At 63.9% G+C, this 14,642-nt stretch carries 11 protein-coding genes and 1 tRNA gene; 7 read left to right on the top strand and 5 right to left on the bottom strand.

The window, feature by feature from the left end:
- The first annotated feature begins 5 nt into the window (after nt 1-5).
- Together cra and RS899_RS01240 are read left to right on the top strand one after the other, a co-directional pair.
- Nucleotides 6-998, top strand: coding sequence for a catabolite repressor/activator (gene cra / locus RS899_RS01245; RefSeq protein WP_315808904.1), 993 nt, complete (start codon nt 6-8; stop codon nt 996-998).
- 4 nt (nt 999-1,002) lie between these two features.
- A complete protein-coding gene (locus tag RS899_RS01240; RefSeq protein ID WP_315808903.1) occupies nt 1,003-1,782 on the top strand; it encodes a TatD family hydrolase in 780 nt (259 codons plus the stop codon).
- Between the two features lie 363 nt (nt 1,783-2,145).
- Here RS899_RS01240 and RS899_RS30955 read toward each other — a convergent pair whose 3' ends face one another.
- The 4 genes from RS899_RS30955 to RS899_RS01220 all read right to left on the bottom strand — a co-directional run bounded on the left by RS899_RS30955 (nt 2,146) and on the right by RS899_RS01220 (nt 8,184).
- A complete protein-coding gene (locus RS899_RS30955) occupies nt 2,146-4,176 on the bottom strand; it encodes a methyl-accepting chemotaxis protein (protein WP_064979885.1) in 2,031 nt (676 codons plus the stop codon).
- A 226-nt stretch (nt 4,177-4,402) separates the two neighbouring features.
- Nucleotides 4,403-5,245 (bottom strand): regulatory signaling modulator protein AmpE, encoded by an 843-nt coding sequence (gene ampE / locus RS899_RS01230; RefSeq protein WP_315808902.1) that lies wholly within the window; start codon nt 5,243-5,245, stop codon nt 4,403-4,405.
- Nucleotides 5,242-5,814, bottom strand: a complete 573-nt coding sequence (gene ampD, locus RS899_RS01225) for a 1,6-anhydro-N-acetylmuramyl-L-alanine amidase AmpD (RefSeq protein WP_315808901.1) — start codon at nt 5,812-5,814, stop codon at nt 5,242-5,244. Before ampD ends, ampE begins: the two co-directional genes overlap by 4 nt.
- A 75-nt stretch (nt 5,815-5,889) precedes the next feature.
- Nucleotides 5,890-8,184, bottom strand: coding sequence for a DUF1631 domain-containing protein (locus tag RS899_RS01220; RefSeq protein ID WP_315808900.1), 2,295 nt, complete (start codon nt 8,182-8,184; stop codon nt 5,890-5,892).
- A gap of 278 nt (nt 8,185-8,462) precedes the next feature.
- Between RS899_RS01220 and nadC the strand changes: the two genes are divergently transcribed.
- Together nadC and galE are read left to right on the top strand one after the other, a co-directional pair.
- Complete coding sequence (gene nadC, locus RS899_RS01215; protein WP_315808899.1) at nt 8,463-9,308, top strand: carboxylating nicotinate-nucleotide diphosphorylase; 846 nt, start codon at nt 8,463-8,465, stop codon at nt 9,306-9,308.
- Nucleotides 9,309-9,437: 129 nt separating this feature from the next.
- A complete protein-coding gene (gene galE, locus RS899_RS01210; protein ID WP_315808898.1) occupies nt 9,438-10,454 on the top strand; it encodes a UDP-glucose 4-epimerase GalE in 1,017 nt (338 codons plus the stop codon).
- Between the two features lie 58 nt (nt 10,455-10,512).
- On the opposite strand, the gene RS899_RS01205 is transcribed toward galE, so the two are convergent.
- Nucleotides 10,513-10,588, bottom strand: a tRNA-Thr gene (locus RS899_RS01205).
- 163 nt (nt 10,589-10,751) lie between these two features.
- On the opposite strand from RS899_RS01205, the gene RS899_RS01200 reads away from it, so the two are divergent.
- Genes RS899_RS01200 through RS899_RS01190 form a run of 3 tightly spaced genes read left to right on the top strand, consistent with a single transcriptional unit; the run spans nt 10,752 to nt 14,535 of the window.
- Complete coding sequence (locus tag RS899_RS01200) at nt 10,752-12,059, top strand: nucleotide sugar dehydrogenase (protein ID WP_315808897.1); 1,308 nt, start codon at nt 10,752-10,754, stop codon at nt 12,057-12,059.
- A 23-nt stretch (nt 12,060-12,082) separates the two neighbouring features.
- The gene (locus RS899_RS01195) at nt 12,083-13,261 is read left to right on the top strand and encodes a glycosyltransferase family 4 protein (protein ID WP_315808896.1); all 1,179 of its coding nucleotides are present in this window, start codon (nt 12,083-12,085) and stop codon (nt 13,259-13,261) included.
- The gene (locus tag RS899_RS01190) at nt 13,258-14,535 is read left to right on the top strand and encodes an oligosaccharide flippase family protein (protein WP_315808895.1); all 1,278 of its coding nucleotides are present in this window, start codon (nt 13,258-13,260) and stop codon (nt 14,533-14,535) included. Before RS899_RS01195 ends, RS899_RS01190 begins: the two co-directional genes overlap by 4 nt.
- Nucleotides 14,536-14,642 lie beyond the last annotated feature (107 nt).

The following is a 14,642-nucleotide window of genomic DNA, read 5'->3' as shown; positions in this document are numbered from 1 at the left end:
CCGCGTTGAAACTCAGTGATATCGCCCGCCTGGCCGGTGTTTCGGTCACCACCGCCAGCTATGTGATCAATGGCAAGGCCGTCCAGCGCCGCATCAGCGCCGCCACGGTGGAGCGCGTGCGCGCGGTGATCGAGGAGCACGGCTACCACCCGGACCAGCAGGCGGCCAGCCTGCGGCGCGGGCAGACCCGAACCCTGGGCTTCGTCCTGCCGGACCTGGAGAACCCCAGCTACGCCAAGCTCGCCAAGCTGCTGGAGCAAGGTGCCCGGGCGCGCGGCTACCAGTTGCTGATCGCCTGTTCCGACGACGAACCGGACACCGAGCGCCAGGTGCTCAACCTGTTCCGCGCACGCCGCTGCGACGCACTCATCGTCGCCAGTTGCCTGCCCGTCGGAGACGAAAGCCACGCCCGCCTGCAGGCTGACGGCGTGCCGATCATCGCGGTGGATCGCCAACTCGACCCGCAGCGCTTCTGCTCGGTGGTCAGCGACGACCGCGACGCCAGCCACCGCCTCACCGCCAGCCTGCTGAGGCCCGCGCCCCGCAGTATCGCCCTGCTTGGCGCGCGGCCGGAGCTGATCATTTCCCAGGAACGCGCCGCCGGCTTCCGCAGCGCCCTGCGCGATTACAAGGGCCAGGTGCTGGTCGAGCACGGCGAGACCTTCAGCCGTCCGTGTGGCCGGCGTCTGATGGAGGAGCTGCTGGCCGGCCAGGGGCAGTTGCCCGACGCGCTGATCACCACCTCCTACGTGCTGCTCGAAGGCGTGTTCGACGTGCTCCAGGCGCTGCCCAGCGGCTGGCCGGCAAACCTGCGCATTGCCACCTTCGGCGATACCCAGTTGCTGGACTTCGTTCCGCTGAAGGTCAACGCGATTTCCCAGCAGCACGCGCTGATCGCCGAGCGCGCGCTGGACCTGGCGCTGGCCGCCATCGAACAGAACAGCTACACGCCCGGCGTGCACCCGATCCCGCGCAACCTCAAGCTGCGCACGGAGTGAAGCGATGCGCCTGATCGACACCCACAACCACCTCGACTGCCCGGACTTCGAGCAGGACCGCGCCGCCGTGCTGCAACGCAGCCGCGAGCGGGGCGTGGAACGACAGGTGCTGCTGGGGGTGTTCCGCGAGAACTGGGAGGACGTCTGGGCGCTGGTGGACAGCGAGCCGGACCTCTACGCCGCCCTGGGCCTCCATCCGATCTATCTGGCGCGACACAAGCCGGAACACCTCGCGGCCCTGCGCGAATGGCTGCAGCGTCTGGCCGGCCACCCGAAGCTCTGCGCGGTGGGCGAGATCGGCCTGGACTACTACCTGGAAGACCTCGACCGCGACGGCCAGCAGGCCATCTTCGAGGAACAGCTGCGCATCGCCATCGACTTCGAGCTGCCGGTGCTGCTGCACGTGCGCCGTGCCCATGCGGCGATGATCGCCACGCTCAAGCGCTACAAGCCCAGACGCCAGGGCATCGTCCACGCCTTCGCCGGCAGCCGCGAGGAAGCCCGCGAATACCTCAAGCTGGGCTTCCGCCTGGGCCTGGGCGGCGCGCCGACCTGGCCGCAGGCCAACCGCCTGCGCAAGGTGGTGCCGGAGATACCGCTGGAGTCCATCGTGCTGGAGACCGACTCGCCGGACATGGCGCCGTCGATGTATCCCGGCGTACGCAACAGCCCGGAACATCTGCCGGATATCTGCGTGGCACTGGCGGAGTTGAAGGGCATCAGCCCGGAAGAGCTGGCCAGCGCCAGCACGCGCAACGCGATGGAGCTGTTTGGCTGGAGGTAGGAGCGGACTCCGTCCGCGATTGGTTTCCGGCCACTGCTGATCGCGGATAAATCCGCTCCTACAAATTCAATAGCCCCTCACCCTAACCCTCTCCCGCAAGCGGGAGAGGGGACCGTTCGGCACAGGATGAAACCTCGGCGTCAGCCGGCACGGGCGGCTTCCTCTCCCTGAGGGAGAGGGCTGGGGTGAGGGGGAAGCATCGGCATCAGGATCTCGACCGAAATCAGCTGCCTCTGCAAAGTAAATTCACCGACAAACCGATGCCCGTGAGATGGGGTGCATCCGTGCGACCCACGGACATCGGTCTGCTGGCGAAAACCCGGTTGCGGGGCGGATCGCAGCGTCCGCTCCGGATCTTGCGAATCAAACGCGGAACGCGCCGATCAGTCGTTTCAGTTCCACCACCTGCCCGGCCAGTTCGCGGCTGGCGCGCTCGGTCTCGCTGGCACCTTCGGAGGTGCGCTCGCCGGCCTGGTTGATCTCGACGATGTTCTGGTCGATGTCGTGGGCCACGGCGGTCTGCTGCTCGGCCGCAGCGGCGATCTGCTGATTCTGATCGACGATGGCGCCGACCGCGCTGAGGATATTCTCCAGCGCCTGCTGCACCTGGGCCGACTGGCTGACAGTGCCATCGGCGGTCTGGTGGCTGCTGCCCATGGCCTTCACGGCGGCGCCCACACCATTCTGCAGGCGAGCGATCATCTGCTCGATCTCCTCGGTGGACTGCTGGGTGCGCTTGGCCAGGGTACGCACCTCATCGGCGACCACGGCGAAGCCCCGGCCCTGCTCGCCAGCACGCGCCGCCTCGATGGCTGCGTTGAGCGCCAGCAGGTTGGTCTGCTCGGCAATGCCCTTGATCACGTCCAGCACACGGCTGATCGAAGCGCTGTCGGCGGCCAGCTGGTTGATCACCGCCACCGACTCGTCGATCTCGCCAGCCAGGCGCTGGATGCTGCCCACCTGGGATGCCACCAGGGCGCGGCCGCTGGTGGTTTCCTGGTTCACGTTGTGGGCGCTGCCCACCGCCACGGCGGCGCTGCGCGCGACCTCCTGGGCGGTTGCGGCCATCTGGTTCATGGCCGTGGCGACCTGCTCGATCTGGTTGCGCTGGCCGGCTACCGCCTGGTTGCTCTCGGCGGAAACCGACTCCACGCGCACGGTCTGCCGCTCCACTTCGCTGACCGTGCGGCCGACCTGCTCGATCAGGTCGTGGATCTTCGACACGGTCTGGTTGAAGGCATCGCCCAGCTCGCCCAGCTCGTCGCGGCTCTGGGCCTGGAAGTTGACGGTCATGTCGCCGGCGGCGACGCGCTCCATCATTTTGCCCAGGCTCTTGAGGGTGGTGCGGGTGGAGACGTAGAAGCCGCCGTAGAGGTAGACGATGGAAACGAACACCACCAGCAGCGCCACCACCAGCAGCACCATCTGCCGCTGCTTGCTGGCCAGGCGGGCCTGTAACTGGCCGTCGAAGAACTGCAGGACATGGTCGTCCAGGCGATAGGTCTGCTCGATCGCCTTGCTGACCTGTTCGTAGAAGTCAAGCCAGGGCGTGTCGAGGGTGTCGGCCATCACCACCTTGTCCTCGAACAGCTTACCCATGGCCTTGATCGTTTCGCGGCTGGCCTGGGCATCGGCGGCCAGCGTGCTCTGCGCTGCAGCGCTGGCGCCCAGCGCTTCCTGCAGCTTGAGCCCGTATTCGGCGTGGAGCTTCTCCAGCTCCTGCAGCAGGTCATCGAGCTTGCTGCTGGTGGAGGAATTCAGGAAGCCCTGGCCCAGCGCGCTGGCCCCCATGGTGCGGCCTTGGCTGAGGGTCTCGGTCACCTGTGGAGTGCCGGAGGTGATCAGTTCGGCCAACTGGCGCAGGTCGCGGGCGTCGTCCTGGCTCAGGCCAGCCTGGGACACCAGCAGCTTGTTGAAGACCTGCACTTCGCTGAGCAGGCGCGCCGCCATGGCCGACTTGCTCTGCAGCGAGCCCTCGGCGTCAACGCCCTTCAGGCTGGCAAGCAACTCATCGCGCTTGGTGTTGAACTCGGTGATCTGCTCGGCGTCCTGGGTGACCGGTTGCAGCGCTTGGATCTGCGCCTGCAGGTCCTTGTGCAACTGGCTGATGCGCGAGTCGATGCCGGAAGACTTGTTCGACTGGCCAAGCACCCCGTTGATCTGCAACAGGTCGTTGTAGGACTCGAGGTGGCGGCGCACCTGCAGCCCGTTGCCGATCAACTGGAGGCTTTCCAGTTCGGCACGGGTACTGACGAACTGCCGGTAGGAGTCGCGCACCAGGTAGAAGTTGGTAATCAGCATCGGCAGGAAAAACAGCACACTGATCAGGCTGAACTTCATGCCGAAGCTCAGACGGTTCATCAGCGCGATGGCCGGATAGAGCACGGTCCTCACGAAAGACGTCTCCTGTTCCCGTTATTGTTATGTTGCTTGTCGGGGATAGTGCGGCGCGCCCCTGGACGGGTTGTCGCCACGTGCGCTCATTGGCGCGGCCGCTGTCGTACAGCGACCGTCATCTCGCGCTTTGGAATCGATGTGTACCTGATATCGGCGGGGAGTTCTGTAACTTAAGGTTAAAATGCCATCATCGGACCGGCGGCAGCCGGCCCGATTCGCGAGCTCAGAGCAGCAATGCCCAGATGGCGAAGACCGCATACCAGAGCACGGCGGAGCGCACCAGCAGCTGCCATAGAGCATCCAGGCTGGCGACGCCCTTGGCGCCCAGGCCGCCCTCGTTGAAGTCTTCGGCCACGTACCCGGCGCGCGCCAGCAGACGAGCGGCAGGTACATCCCAGGCCAGCAGGTCATGCAACAGCGTACGGGTCACCGCGACGAAGTTGCCGACCAGCGCGAAACTCAGCACGAGTGCCCGTGCCGGCAGCCAGTCGAAGGCATGGCGCAACTGTGCGGCGCGCTCGCGCAGCACCGGCTGGCGCCCCTGCTCGGCGGCAATGGCGAGCAGCCGGTAGGCCAGCGCGGCCACCGGGCCGAGCAGCGCGTACCAGAAGATCACCGCGAAGAAGGCCTGGTAGGCCTCCCAGACCAATGTGCCCTGCACCACGGCGAACAGATCGTCGTCACCATCGGCTTGGACCTGCACGCCCAGGTCACGCTCGGCGACGTGGTAGGCCGCCTGGGCATCTTCACGGCGCCAAGCATCGCGGAACGGCCCGATGGCACGCAGCACATCGCCGCGCCCCAGGCTCCAGACCACCACCAGCAGTTGTACCGGAAGCGCCAGCAGGCCGTAGGCCACCGGCTCCAGAATGGTCAGCAGCAGCGCCAGCAACAGCAGCGGCGGCAGGATGGCCACCAGCAGGGCGAGCCAGGGCTGCGCCACCAGCGACTTCACGCCACCCACGGTATCCAGCCAGCCGAGCCACCAGCCGTCACGCTGTACCCGTGCGCGCCAGCTGGAAAACTTCTCGACCAACAGAACCAGCAACAGCACCAGGAAACTCATGTCGACTCCTTCTTCACAGCCGCGCCGATATCGGCAAGGTAGCGCGCCCAGTCGAATGCCTCGCCGGGGTCGGTCTTGCGCTCCGGCGCGATGTCGCAATGCCCCTGGATGCGCTCGGCCGTGATCGCGGGATAAACCTTGCGCAGCTGCCGCGTCAGCTCGGCGAGCACTTCGTACTGGCGGTCGCTGTAGGGTTCGATGTCGGTGCCTTCCAGTTCGATACCGATGGAGAAATCGTTGCAGTTCTCCCGTCCATCGAACCTGGACACACCGGCATGCCAGGCGCGCGAGTTGCAGGAAACGAACTGGAACAGCGAGCCGTCGCGCTCGATGAGGAAGTGTGCGGACACCGTCAGGCTGCAGATGCTGGCGAAGTACGGATGCTCGTCAGCAGCGAGGCGGTTCTGGAAGAACTCCTGCACCTTGCAGGTACCGAACTGGCCGGGCGGCAGGCTGATGTTGTGGATGACCAGCAGCGAGACTTCCTCACCATCGGGGCGGGCGTTGAAGTTCGGCGAAGGGCAGCGCTGGGCGTCTAGGCACCAGCCGGATTCGGGGTCGATCTGCATGGAGACTCCTTGGCAGAGCCCCACTCTAAAGCAGGCGACGGGGGAAATGCACCCGCTGGCGCGCAGCCAGCGGGCTCAGGCGTTCTTCAGGCGGCGCAGGTTGCCGATCACCGATTCCAGGGCGCGGTCGAACAGCAGTGCATCGTCGAGCAGGCGCACGGCGTTGCGACGGAACTCGACCGCCAGGCTCATGCGGGTCTTTTCCAGCACCTTCATGCCGGTGCGGTTGACGAAGATGTAGCGACCGCTCGGGCGGATCACAGCTGCCAGCTTGCAGCGCAGCTTGTGCTCTTCGTCTTCCTGGATTTCCACCCAGCTACCGACACGCAGGTCGTCGACCTTGCGCAGCGACTCGTCGTCATCAGCGAAGGCCTCTTCGGGCTCCACCACGCGGGCAGGTTCCGGCGAAGCGAGGACGATTTCCTCGACCACCGCGACCATGGCCGGCTGCGCAGCAGCGGGCGCGGCTGCCGGAGCATCCAGCGGATCGTCCAGCAGCGGCAGGTCGTCTTCCAGGTCAAGCAGCGGAGCTTCCTCGACCTGTTTGTAGCGCTGGAAGGCCTGCACATGCAGCCCTTCCAGGCGGCTGAAGAATTCACCCGTGGAGAACGGATCGAAGGCAGCCGAAGCCAGCCCTTCACGCAGCGACTTGAGCAACTGCGGCACCATCTCCAGCAGGCGCAGACGGGAGTCCGGGTCTTCGTGGGGCTCCACGCTCCAGATCAGGTCGTCCATGGTCGCCAGCGCACCTTCCCACTCGGAGGAATGGGTGCCGTGCTTCAGGCAGGTGAGCAGCAGGACCTGGCTCCAGGCCTCCTGCAGCAGGCGCACCACCACTTCGGGCAGGGTGCGGCCGAGCAGGCGCTCATTGAGTACGCCTTCCACGTCCTGGCGGGCCAGTTCGGCGCGGGCGCGGCCTTCCTCGGCATCGCGGGTGCGCTGCTCCAGCAGGTCGCTGCGACGGCGCTCGTCGCCGGTGAAGGCGATGAACTCGTCGAGCAGCTCGGAGAAGATCGCCGGGTCGTCGACGAAATCGTTCAGCAGACGCATCACCACCTGCTCGATCTTCTGGTACAGGTGGTCGCGCTGGCCGTCGGAGTGCTCGGCCCAGCCCAGGGCGGCCGAGGCGATCTCGTTGAGCAGGCGGCGCGCCGGGTGGCTGCCGCGGTTGAAGAAGGTCTTGTCGAGGACCGCGACCTTGAGCATCGGGATCTGCATGCGGCCGATCAGGGCCTTGAGCGAATCCGGCAGGGTGCGGTCGTCGAGGATGAATTCGAAGAGCATGGAGACGAGGTTGATGACGTCCTCGTCCACCTGGCCGACCACACGGGAACGGCCGCTCTTGCTGCTGACGCGGGTCAGCAGGTGGTCCAGGTGCTGGCGCACATCGATCTCATCGATGCTCTGCGCCGGCAGGTGCGACTGCAGGTGGGACAGCAGGCGCATCAGGTCGTTGCTGGAAATCGGTACCGCATCGGCAGGCATCGGGCGCGCTGGGGCTGCGCTGCCGCGCACCTGCGAGAGCAGGTCGCGCAGGGCTGCGAAGGCCGCCTGGCTGTCGGCGTCCATGTACTGGCCAGCGCCTGCTTGCTCGCCCGCCTCGGCGGCACCAGCGGCGGCCGGGGCGGCGCCCTGGCTGCTGGGTACCGTACGTTGCGGCGGACGACGCAGCGGAACGGACTTGAGCTCCGGCAGCACGTTCAGGGCGATCAGCGTCTGGTTGGCTTCCGCGTACAGGTGCTCGGCATCGGCCAGCACGTACTTCTCGAAGAGCTTGAGGATGATCAGCTTGACCTTGATCTCCACACCCAGGCCGCGGCAGGCCTCGAGGAAGGCCTCGCAGAGCTGGCGCGGGCCGAGCGGGTTGCTCTTGTCCTCGACCTTCTTGCTGACCAGGGTATTGAATCGGGTGGTGAGGTGAGTGAGGGCGACGCCGTCGCGGCTCATCACCTTGGCGACCATGGCATCCAGGGCGACGGACTCTTCCAGCTCGTCGTTCTGCACCAGGGTGAGATTCTCGTAGGAAACCGTATCCAGCACCGGCGCGCGGCCGATTTCATACTGGTTCAGGTTGGCAAAGCTTTCAAAGACCTTCTGCAGGAAGCCACGCTCGATACCCTTGCGCTTCAGGCGCAGGTCACGCATAGCTTCGAAGTAGGCGCTCTGTTCGGCGTTGTTGGCGGCGCGATCGGCCATCTCGAACAGGGTATCGTCGGCGTTGTCGAACAGAGCCTGCATGGCATGACGCAACTGGACGGCGACCTTGTCGCGAACAGCGACGAGCCCCGCCGGAACGCGTCCAGCGAACGAAGTCTGCGAGGATTCCGTGGCCGGCTTGTTCAGCGGCACTACGTTCGCGTCGTTCTGCATCGCAAGTCTCCTGCCGTCAGACCTGGCTGGCGGCACCAACAGTCATCGAAGCGTCATCCATAACGTCAATTTAGTGGCGTCAAAAAGCGGAAAGGTTCAACGTCATTATAGGGAAGCTTCTTACACAACCAAGAGACATTTCACGCATTCTTGAAGAAATTCACAGAGCAGTAGGCACCGTCCGTCCGACAGATCACGCGATAAGACAAAAAATGGCACTCCCTGCACGTCACGCGCCGCCGCCCGTATAATCGCGACACTGCGAACAGGAGCCTTGCATGCCGAACCTCACCCTCGCCGAGCTTTCCGGGGAAATCCAGGCCAACGTCCGTGCCGCCCTGGCCGAAGACGTCGGCAGCGGCGACATCACCGCCCAACTGATTCCCGCCGAGCGCGCCGCCAGCGCCCGCATCATCACCCGCGAGAACGCCACCCTCGCCGGCACCGCCTGGGTCGACGAGGTATTCCGCCAGGTCGATCCGCGCGTGCAGGTGCAATGGCAGGTCAGCGATGGCGAGCAGGTCAGCGCCGACCAGACCCTGTTCACCCTGGAAGGCCCCGCCCGCGCCCTGCTCACCGGCGAGCGCAGCGCCCTGAACTTCCTCCAGCTGCTCTCCGGCACCGCAACCCGCGCTCGCCACTACGCCAACCTGGTGGACGGCACCGGCGTGAAGCTGCTCGATACCCGCAAGACCCTGCCCGGCCTGCGCCTGGCGCAGAAGTACGCGATCACCTGCGGCGGTTGCCATAACCACCGTATCGGCCTGTACGACGCCTTCCTGATCAAGGAAAACCACATTGCCGCCTGTGGCGGTATCGCCCAGGCCATCGCCGCCGCCCAGCGGATCGCCCCAGGCAAGCCGGTGGAAATCGAGGTGGAAGACCTGGAGGAGCTGCGCCAGGCCCTGGACGCCGGCGCCGACATCGTCATGCTCGACGAGCTGAGCCTGGACGACATGAGTACCGCCGTCGCCCTCACCGCCGGCCGCGCCAAGCTGGAAGCCTCCGGCGGCATCACCGAGAGCACCCTGCGCACCATCGCCGAGACCGGCGTGGACTACATCTCCATCGGCACCCTGACCAAGGACGTCAAAGCCCTGGACCTGTCGATGCGCCTGAGCTAGTACGCTTCCGCGCGACCTTTCAGACCTGCCGACACGGTCACGCCGCCCTCGATAGTGCCGATTCATGCGCCTCTGACATACTCAGATGCTCACGAATCGGCGTACAGCGAAGGGAGCAAGAGCACGATCATGACGAAAAGGATTCTGTTGACCGGGGGCTGTGGTTACATCGGCTCGCACATCTGCCTGGAACTGATCGAGCAGGGCTTTCATCCCATCGTCCTCGACAACCTCAGTAACAGCTCGCCCATACCGCTGAAACGCATCGAGCAACTCACCGGCCAGGCAATCCCCTTTGTGGAAGGCAACGTCCGCGACGAGGTCGCGCTAGACCGCCTATTCCGCGAACACGACATCGACGCCACCATTCACCTCGCCGGCTTGAAGTCCGTCGCCGAATCGGTTGCGGACCCCATCGCCTACTACCAGACCAACTTCGCCGGCACCGTCAACCTCTGCCAGGTCATGCAACGCCACGGCGTGAAGCGCTTCATCTATAGCTCTTCGGCCACGGTGTACGGCCTGGCGGCCGAGAGCCCGATCCGCGAAGACGCCCCCACCGGCCCCGCCAGCCCTTACGGTCAGTCCAAGCTGATGGCGGAAATCGCCCTGCGCGACATCGCCCATGCCGATCCGCAATGGACGATGGCCATCCTGCGCTACTTCAACCCGGTGGGCGCCCACGCCAGCGGCCGCATCGGCGAAGACCCCAACGGCATCCCCAACAACCTGATGCCCTACGTCTCCCAAGTCGCCACCGGCAAGCAGCCTTTCATCCGCGTATTCGGCAACGACTACCCCACCCCGGACGGCACCGGCGTGCGCGACTACCTGCACGTCGTCGACCTGGCCAACGCCCACCTCAGCGCCCTACGCTGGCTGGACGGCGCCAGCGGCGCGAAGACCTTCAACATCGGCACCGGCCGCGGCTACAGCGTGCTGGAAATCATCCGCGCCTATGAAAAAGCCTGCGGCCGCGAACTGCCCTTCCAGTTCCTCCCCCGCCGCGACGGCGACATCGCCAGCTACCACGCCGACCCGGAACTGGCAGGCAAGGAACTGCGCTGGAGCGCTCAGCGCGACATCGAAGACATGTGCCGCGACGCCTGGAACTGGCAGAGCCAGAATCCCAGCGGTTACGCCTGATTTTTCTGTGATTGAAAAACAAAAAGCCCCGCTCGAAAGCGGGGCTTTTTGCTGAAGATGGTGCCGGTAAGAGGAATCGAACCCCCGACCTTCTCATTACGAATGAGCTGCTCTACCGACTGAGCTACACCGGCGGCGGGCGTAAACTACCATCCCCCCTGCAACTAGGCAATTGCTCCGCCTGCACCGGCACTGGGCGAGAGATCAGTCACATATTGTCTCACCTGTGTTTCAGATAATTCCCACGGCCAGCAAAACTCGCCAGAATGGCCGAATTCTTTCGGCCCGGGCATTTCTATGAGCGCACTCGACCAACTCCGCACCAGGATATCCGCCGGAACCGCCGTCGTGGGTATCTATGGCCTGGGCTATGTCGGCCTTCCTCTGGCGCTGCGCTTTGCTGAAGTCGGGATCAAGGTGATCGGCTTCGATATCGACGAAACCAAAGTCAATGCGCTGAACGAAGGTCGCAGCTATATCGAACGCCTGGGGCCCGAATTGATCCAGGCCGCCAGAACGGCAGGATTCGAAGCCACCTGTGATTTCTCCCGCAGCCATGAAGCGGATGCGCTGATCATCTGCGTCCCCACCCCTCTGGACCATCACCACGAGCCAGACCTGAGCTACGTGATCAACACCACCGAAGCGATTCTTCCGTATTTCCGCGAAGGGCAGTTGCTTAGCCTGGAAAGCACCACCTGGCCAGGAACCACCGAAGAAGAACTGGCCCCACGCCTGGCACGCCAGGGCTTCACTCCCGGAGAAAACTGCGCACTGGTGTTTTCCCCGGAACGAGAAGACCCAGGCAACCCACGCTTCGGCACCCGCGACATCCCGAAAGTCATCGGCGGCATGACGGCCAGCTGCCTGGAACTGGGCAGTGCAATCTACGCCCACGCCATCAACACCATGGTCCCCGTAAGCAGCCCGCGCGCCGCGGAGATGACCAAGCTGCTGGAAAACATCCACCGCGCCGTGAACATCGGCCTAGTCAACGAGATGAAGATCGTTGCGGACAAGATGGGCATCGACATCCATGAAGTGATCCGCGCCGCCGCCACCAAACCCTTCGGTTTCGTGCCCTACACGCCAGGCCCCGGCCTGGGCGGCCACTGCATCCCTATCGACCCGTTCTACCTGACCTGGAAGGCCAAGGAATACGGGGTCAATACGCGCTTCATCGAGCTGGCGGGGGAGATCAACCACTACATGCCGCACTGGGTGGTGGAGAAAGTCGCCGACGCGCTGAACAGCCGGAAGAAAGCCGTAAACGGTAGCCGGGTGCTGATCCTCGGCCTGGCCTACAAAAAGAACATCGACGACACTCGCGAATCGCCGGCGGTCGAGATCATGTCCCTGCTGGAACAGCGCGGCGCTGAAGTCCAGTACTCGGACCCTCACGTCCCGAGCTTCCCGAACAAGCGCGACTACAGCTTCGACCTCGAATCGATCAGCCTGACACCTACCAGCCTGGACGCATTCGACTGTGTGGTGCTGGCGACTGACCACGATGCGTTCGACTACGCGCTGCTGGCCGAGCACGCGAGAATCCTGGTGGATACGCGCGGGCGACTGGACAAGCGTCCGAACGTTGTTAGCGCATGAGTTCGACAAGCAAAGACCGCTGCATGCCCCGCGTCCTGGTGGTCACCCGGAACTTGCCGCCTCTTCTGGGCGGCATGGAGCGCCTCAACTGGCACATGGTCGATGAACTGAGCCGGGACGCCGAAGTGCATGTCGTGGGGCCCGCCGAAGCCGCAAACCAGGCGCCTAAGCAGGCCGTCTACCATCAGGTATGCTTGCGTCCGACCTGGCGCTTTCTGCTCGAGGCGACACTCTCCGCAGCCCGGATCGCCCGTCGCTACCGGCCCCAGGTCGTGCTGGCCGGCAGCGGCCTGACCGCCCCCATTGCCCTGCTGGCTGCCAGGCTCTGCGGCGCCAGGGCGGTCACTTATCTCCATGGGTTGGACATCACCACCCGCAACCCGATTTATCGGACACTCTGGCTGCCGACAATCAGGCACATGGATGCAGTGATCGCCAATAGCCGCTCTACCCTAGAGTTCGCGGTAGAAGCTGGGGTTCAGCCAGACCGGCTGACCCTGATATTCCCGGGCGCTCAAACACCCATTGCAGATTTTCCCGTTGAGAAGCTGCAAGCATTGCGCGACAAGCTCCAGTTGGGTACACGACGCATACTTATCTCTGTCGGCCGGCTGACCGCACGCAAGGGCCTGCTGGAGTTCGTCGGCGAAGCCTTGCCCAAGGTCGTCGCCCGACACCCCGACACACTACTGTTAATTGTGGGAGACGCTCCGAAAGACGCCCTGCACGCCCATGCTCACGCGCAGACGCCCGAAAGCATCCGGGCCGTGGCACAGGATGCAGGCATTGCCGATTCGGTACGCTTTATCGGCCCGATCACTGACTTCGAAGAACTCTGTGTGGCTTATCAGGTTGCGGACGCCCACGTGTTTCCGGTCCGCAGCATTCCGGGAGACTCGGAAGGGTTTGGCATGGTGGCCATCGAAGCCGCGGTCAACGGCACGCCGACTGTTGCCTTCGCCACCGGCGGCATCGTCGATGCGGTTGCGAATGGCTCTTCGGGTTATCTGGTTCAACCCCACGATTACGAACGACTGGCCGACTCGATCGTGCGCGTCCTGGATGCCCCCGGCGAGCTGCGCAAAACTTGCAAGCAACACGGGGAGAGGTTTTCCTGGGAGCGGTTTGGTCAGGAAGTACACCGGGTACTTTTCCCAAATGGCAGCCCGCAAGGCACTCCCAGCGTGAAGCGAACGCTTTGAAAACGTCGGCCAAGGGCTATAAGCCCGGTCGCCTTGCACGCTCCGCGATGATAACGCTGTTCTGGCAGCTCATCCGAGTTGGCCTGCTTGCCGCTTGGATGGTGGTTACCGCCAGACTGCTTGGGCCGGCGGGCTATGGGACCTATAGCGGTCTTGCCAGCTTGGCACTCACCATGGGCGCGTTCACCGGGCTCGGGCTCGGGCTGGTCATGTATCAAGGCTCCATCCACGCTCCAGAGAAGTTCAGCCAGTACTGGAACAATTCGCTGGCCTGCATCCTGGGCAGCGGCGCGCTCATCACCCTTCTTTTTGTGGTGCTCGGGATATGGCTCCATCCCGAGTCACATTACCGAACGCTGATCGCCATCGGCATCTCAGAGACGATTCTGTTCCCTTTGGTGACGGCCTCATCATTTGCATTTTCGGCCCATGAAAGAATGGGCTGGGCAACCATGCTGCCCGCGCTGACGGCACTGTTCCGACTCTGCGGCAACCTGGCGTTCTTCCAGCTCAGCGAGACTCGCGAGCTTGACCAATACGTGTGGTTCCATGCCACTGCCACACTCGTATCGGCATTCGCCGCCATCGCACTGACGCACTATTTTCTCGCGCCTAGGCAAATGCCGTTGAGATTCAGTCGGGCACAATTGCTCGAAGGTATCGGCTTTGCCTTCAGTTGGACCGGCAGCAACGCCCTTACCTCGCTGGACAAGACATTCGCACTCAAATTCGGCGGTGCCGAGATTGCAGGCCTCTACAGCATTGCCTATCGCTTCATCACCCTACTGACACAGCCGGTGGATGCTCTGGTCTCCGCAGCACTTCCACGACTCTTCGCCCAGGGTGCGGATCGAGCGAAGCACCCACGACTTGTAGGCATGCTAATCGCAGTTATCGTCGGCTATGGAACGCTAGCGGGCCTGTTCATCTGGTCGGCTGCAGCAATCATCCCGATGATTCTCGGGCGGGATTTCGCCCCGGCAGTCGCTCTCATCAAACTACTGGCAGTGGTTATCCCATTTTACGGATTCAGAATGATAGCAAGCCAGGCTCTGGTTGGGCGTCGAAAAAAGAAGACCAAGAATCTAATCGAACTGGCTGCCATCGTCTTTTTGGCGCTGCTATCGATGCCCCTGATCCCGCGATATGGAGCACAAGGCGCCGCGTACGCCTATATCGCAGTGGAGTTATTCCTCGCCGCAGCTACCGCCTTAGCTTTCGCGGCTACCTTGAACACTTCGCACGACAATTTATCGGATAGGTCTGGCCAATGATGACTCCAGCGGCATTGCGCAGTATCCGGCGATTCGCGAATCGATTCCCTGTGGGGCGCAAAGACGTCCTGCTACCCCGGTTGATGCGTGGATTATTTCGTCACGCA

This window comes from Pseudomonas sp. C9-3, assembly GCF_032392015.1.
In the GTDB taxonomy this organism is placed as follows: Bacteria; Pseudomonadota; Gammaproteobacteria; order Pseudomonadales; family Pseudomonadaceae; genus Pseudomonas; species Pseudomonas nitroreducens.
Note: the sequence above shows the minus strand (reverse complement) of the source record. Positions and strands in the feature narration are given on the sequence as shown.

Excerpts from the sequence above, each read along its gene's own strand:
- nadC (WP_315808899.1), top strand. The coding sequence starts at position 8,463 with ATGCCGAACCTCACCCTCGCCGAGCTTTCCGGGGAAATCCAGGCCAAC.
- RS899_RS01220 (WP_315808900.1), bottom strand. The coding sequence starts at position 8,184 with ATGCAGAACGACGCGAACGTAGTGCCGCTGAACAAGCCGGCCACGGAA.
- galE (WP_315808898.1), top strand. The coding sequence starts at position 9,438 with ATGACGAAAAGGATTCTGTTGACCGGGGGCTGTGGTTACATCGGCTCG.
- RS899_RS01200 (WP_315808897.1), top strand. The coding sequence starts at position 10,752 with ATGAGCGCACTCGACCAACTCCGCACCAGGATATCCGCCGGAACCGCC.
- ampD (WP_315808901.1), bottom strand. The coding sequence starts at position 5,814 with ATGCAGATCGACCCCGAATCCGGCTGGTGCCTAGACGCCCAGCGCTGC.
- RS899_RS01195 (WP_315808896.1), top strand. The coding sequence starts at position 12,083 with ATGCCCCGCGTCCTGGTGGTCACCCGGAACTTGCCGCCTCTTCTGGGC.
- RS899_RS01240 (WP_315808903.1), top strand. The coding sequence starts at position 1,003 with ATGCGCCTGATCGACACCCACAACCACCTCGACTGCCCGGACTTCGAG.
- ampE (WP_315808902.1), bottom strand. The coding sequence starts at position 5,245 with ATGAGTTTCCTGGTGCTGTTGCTGGTTCTGTTGGTCGAGAAGTTTTCC.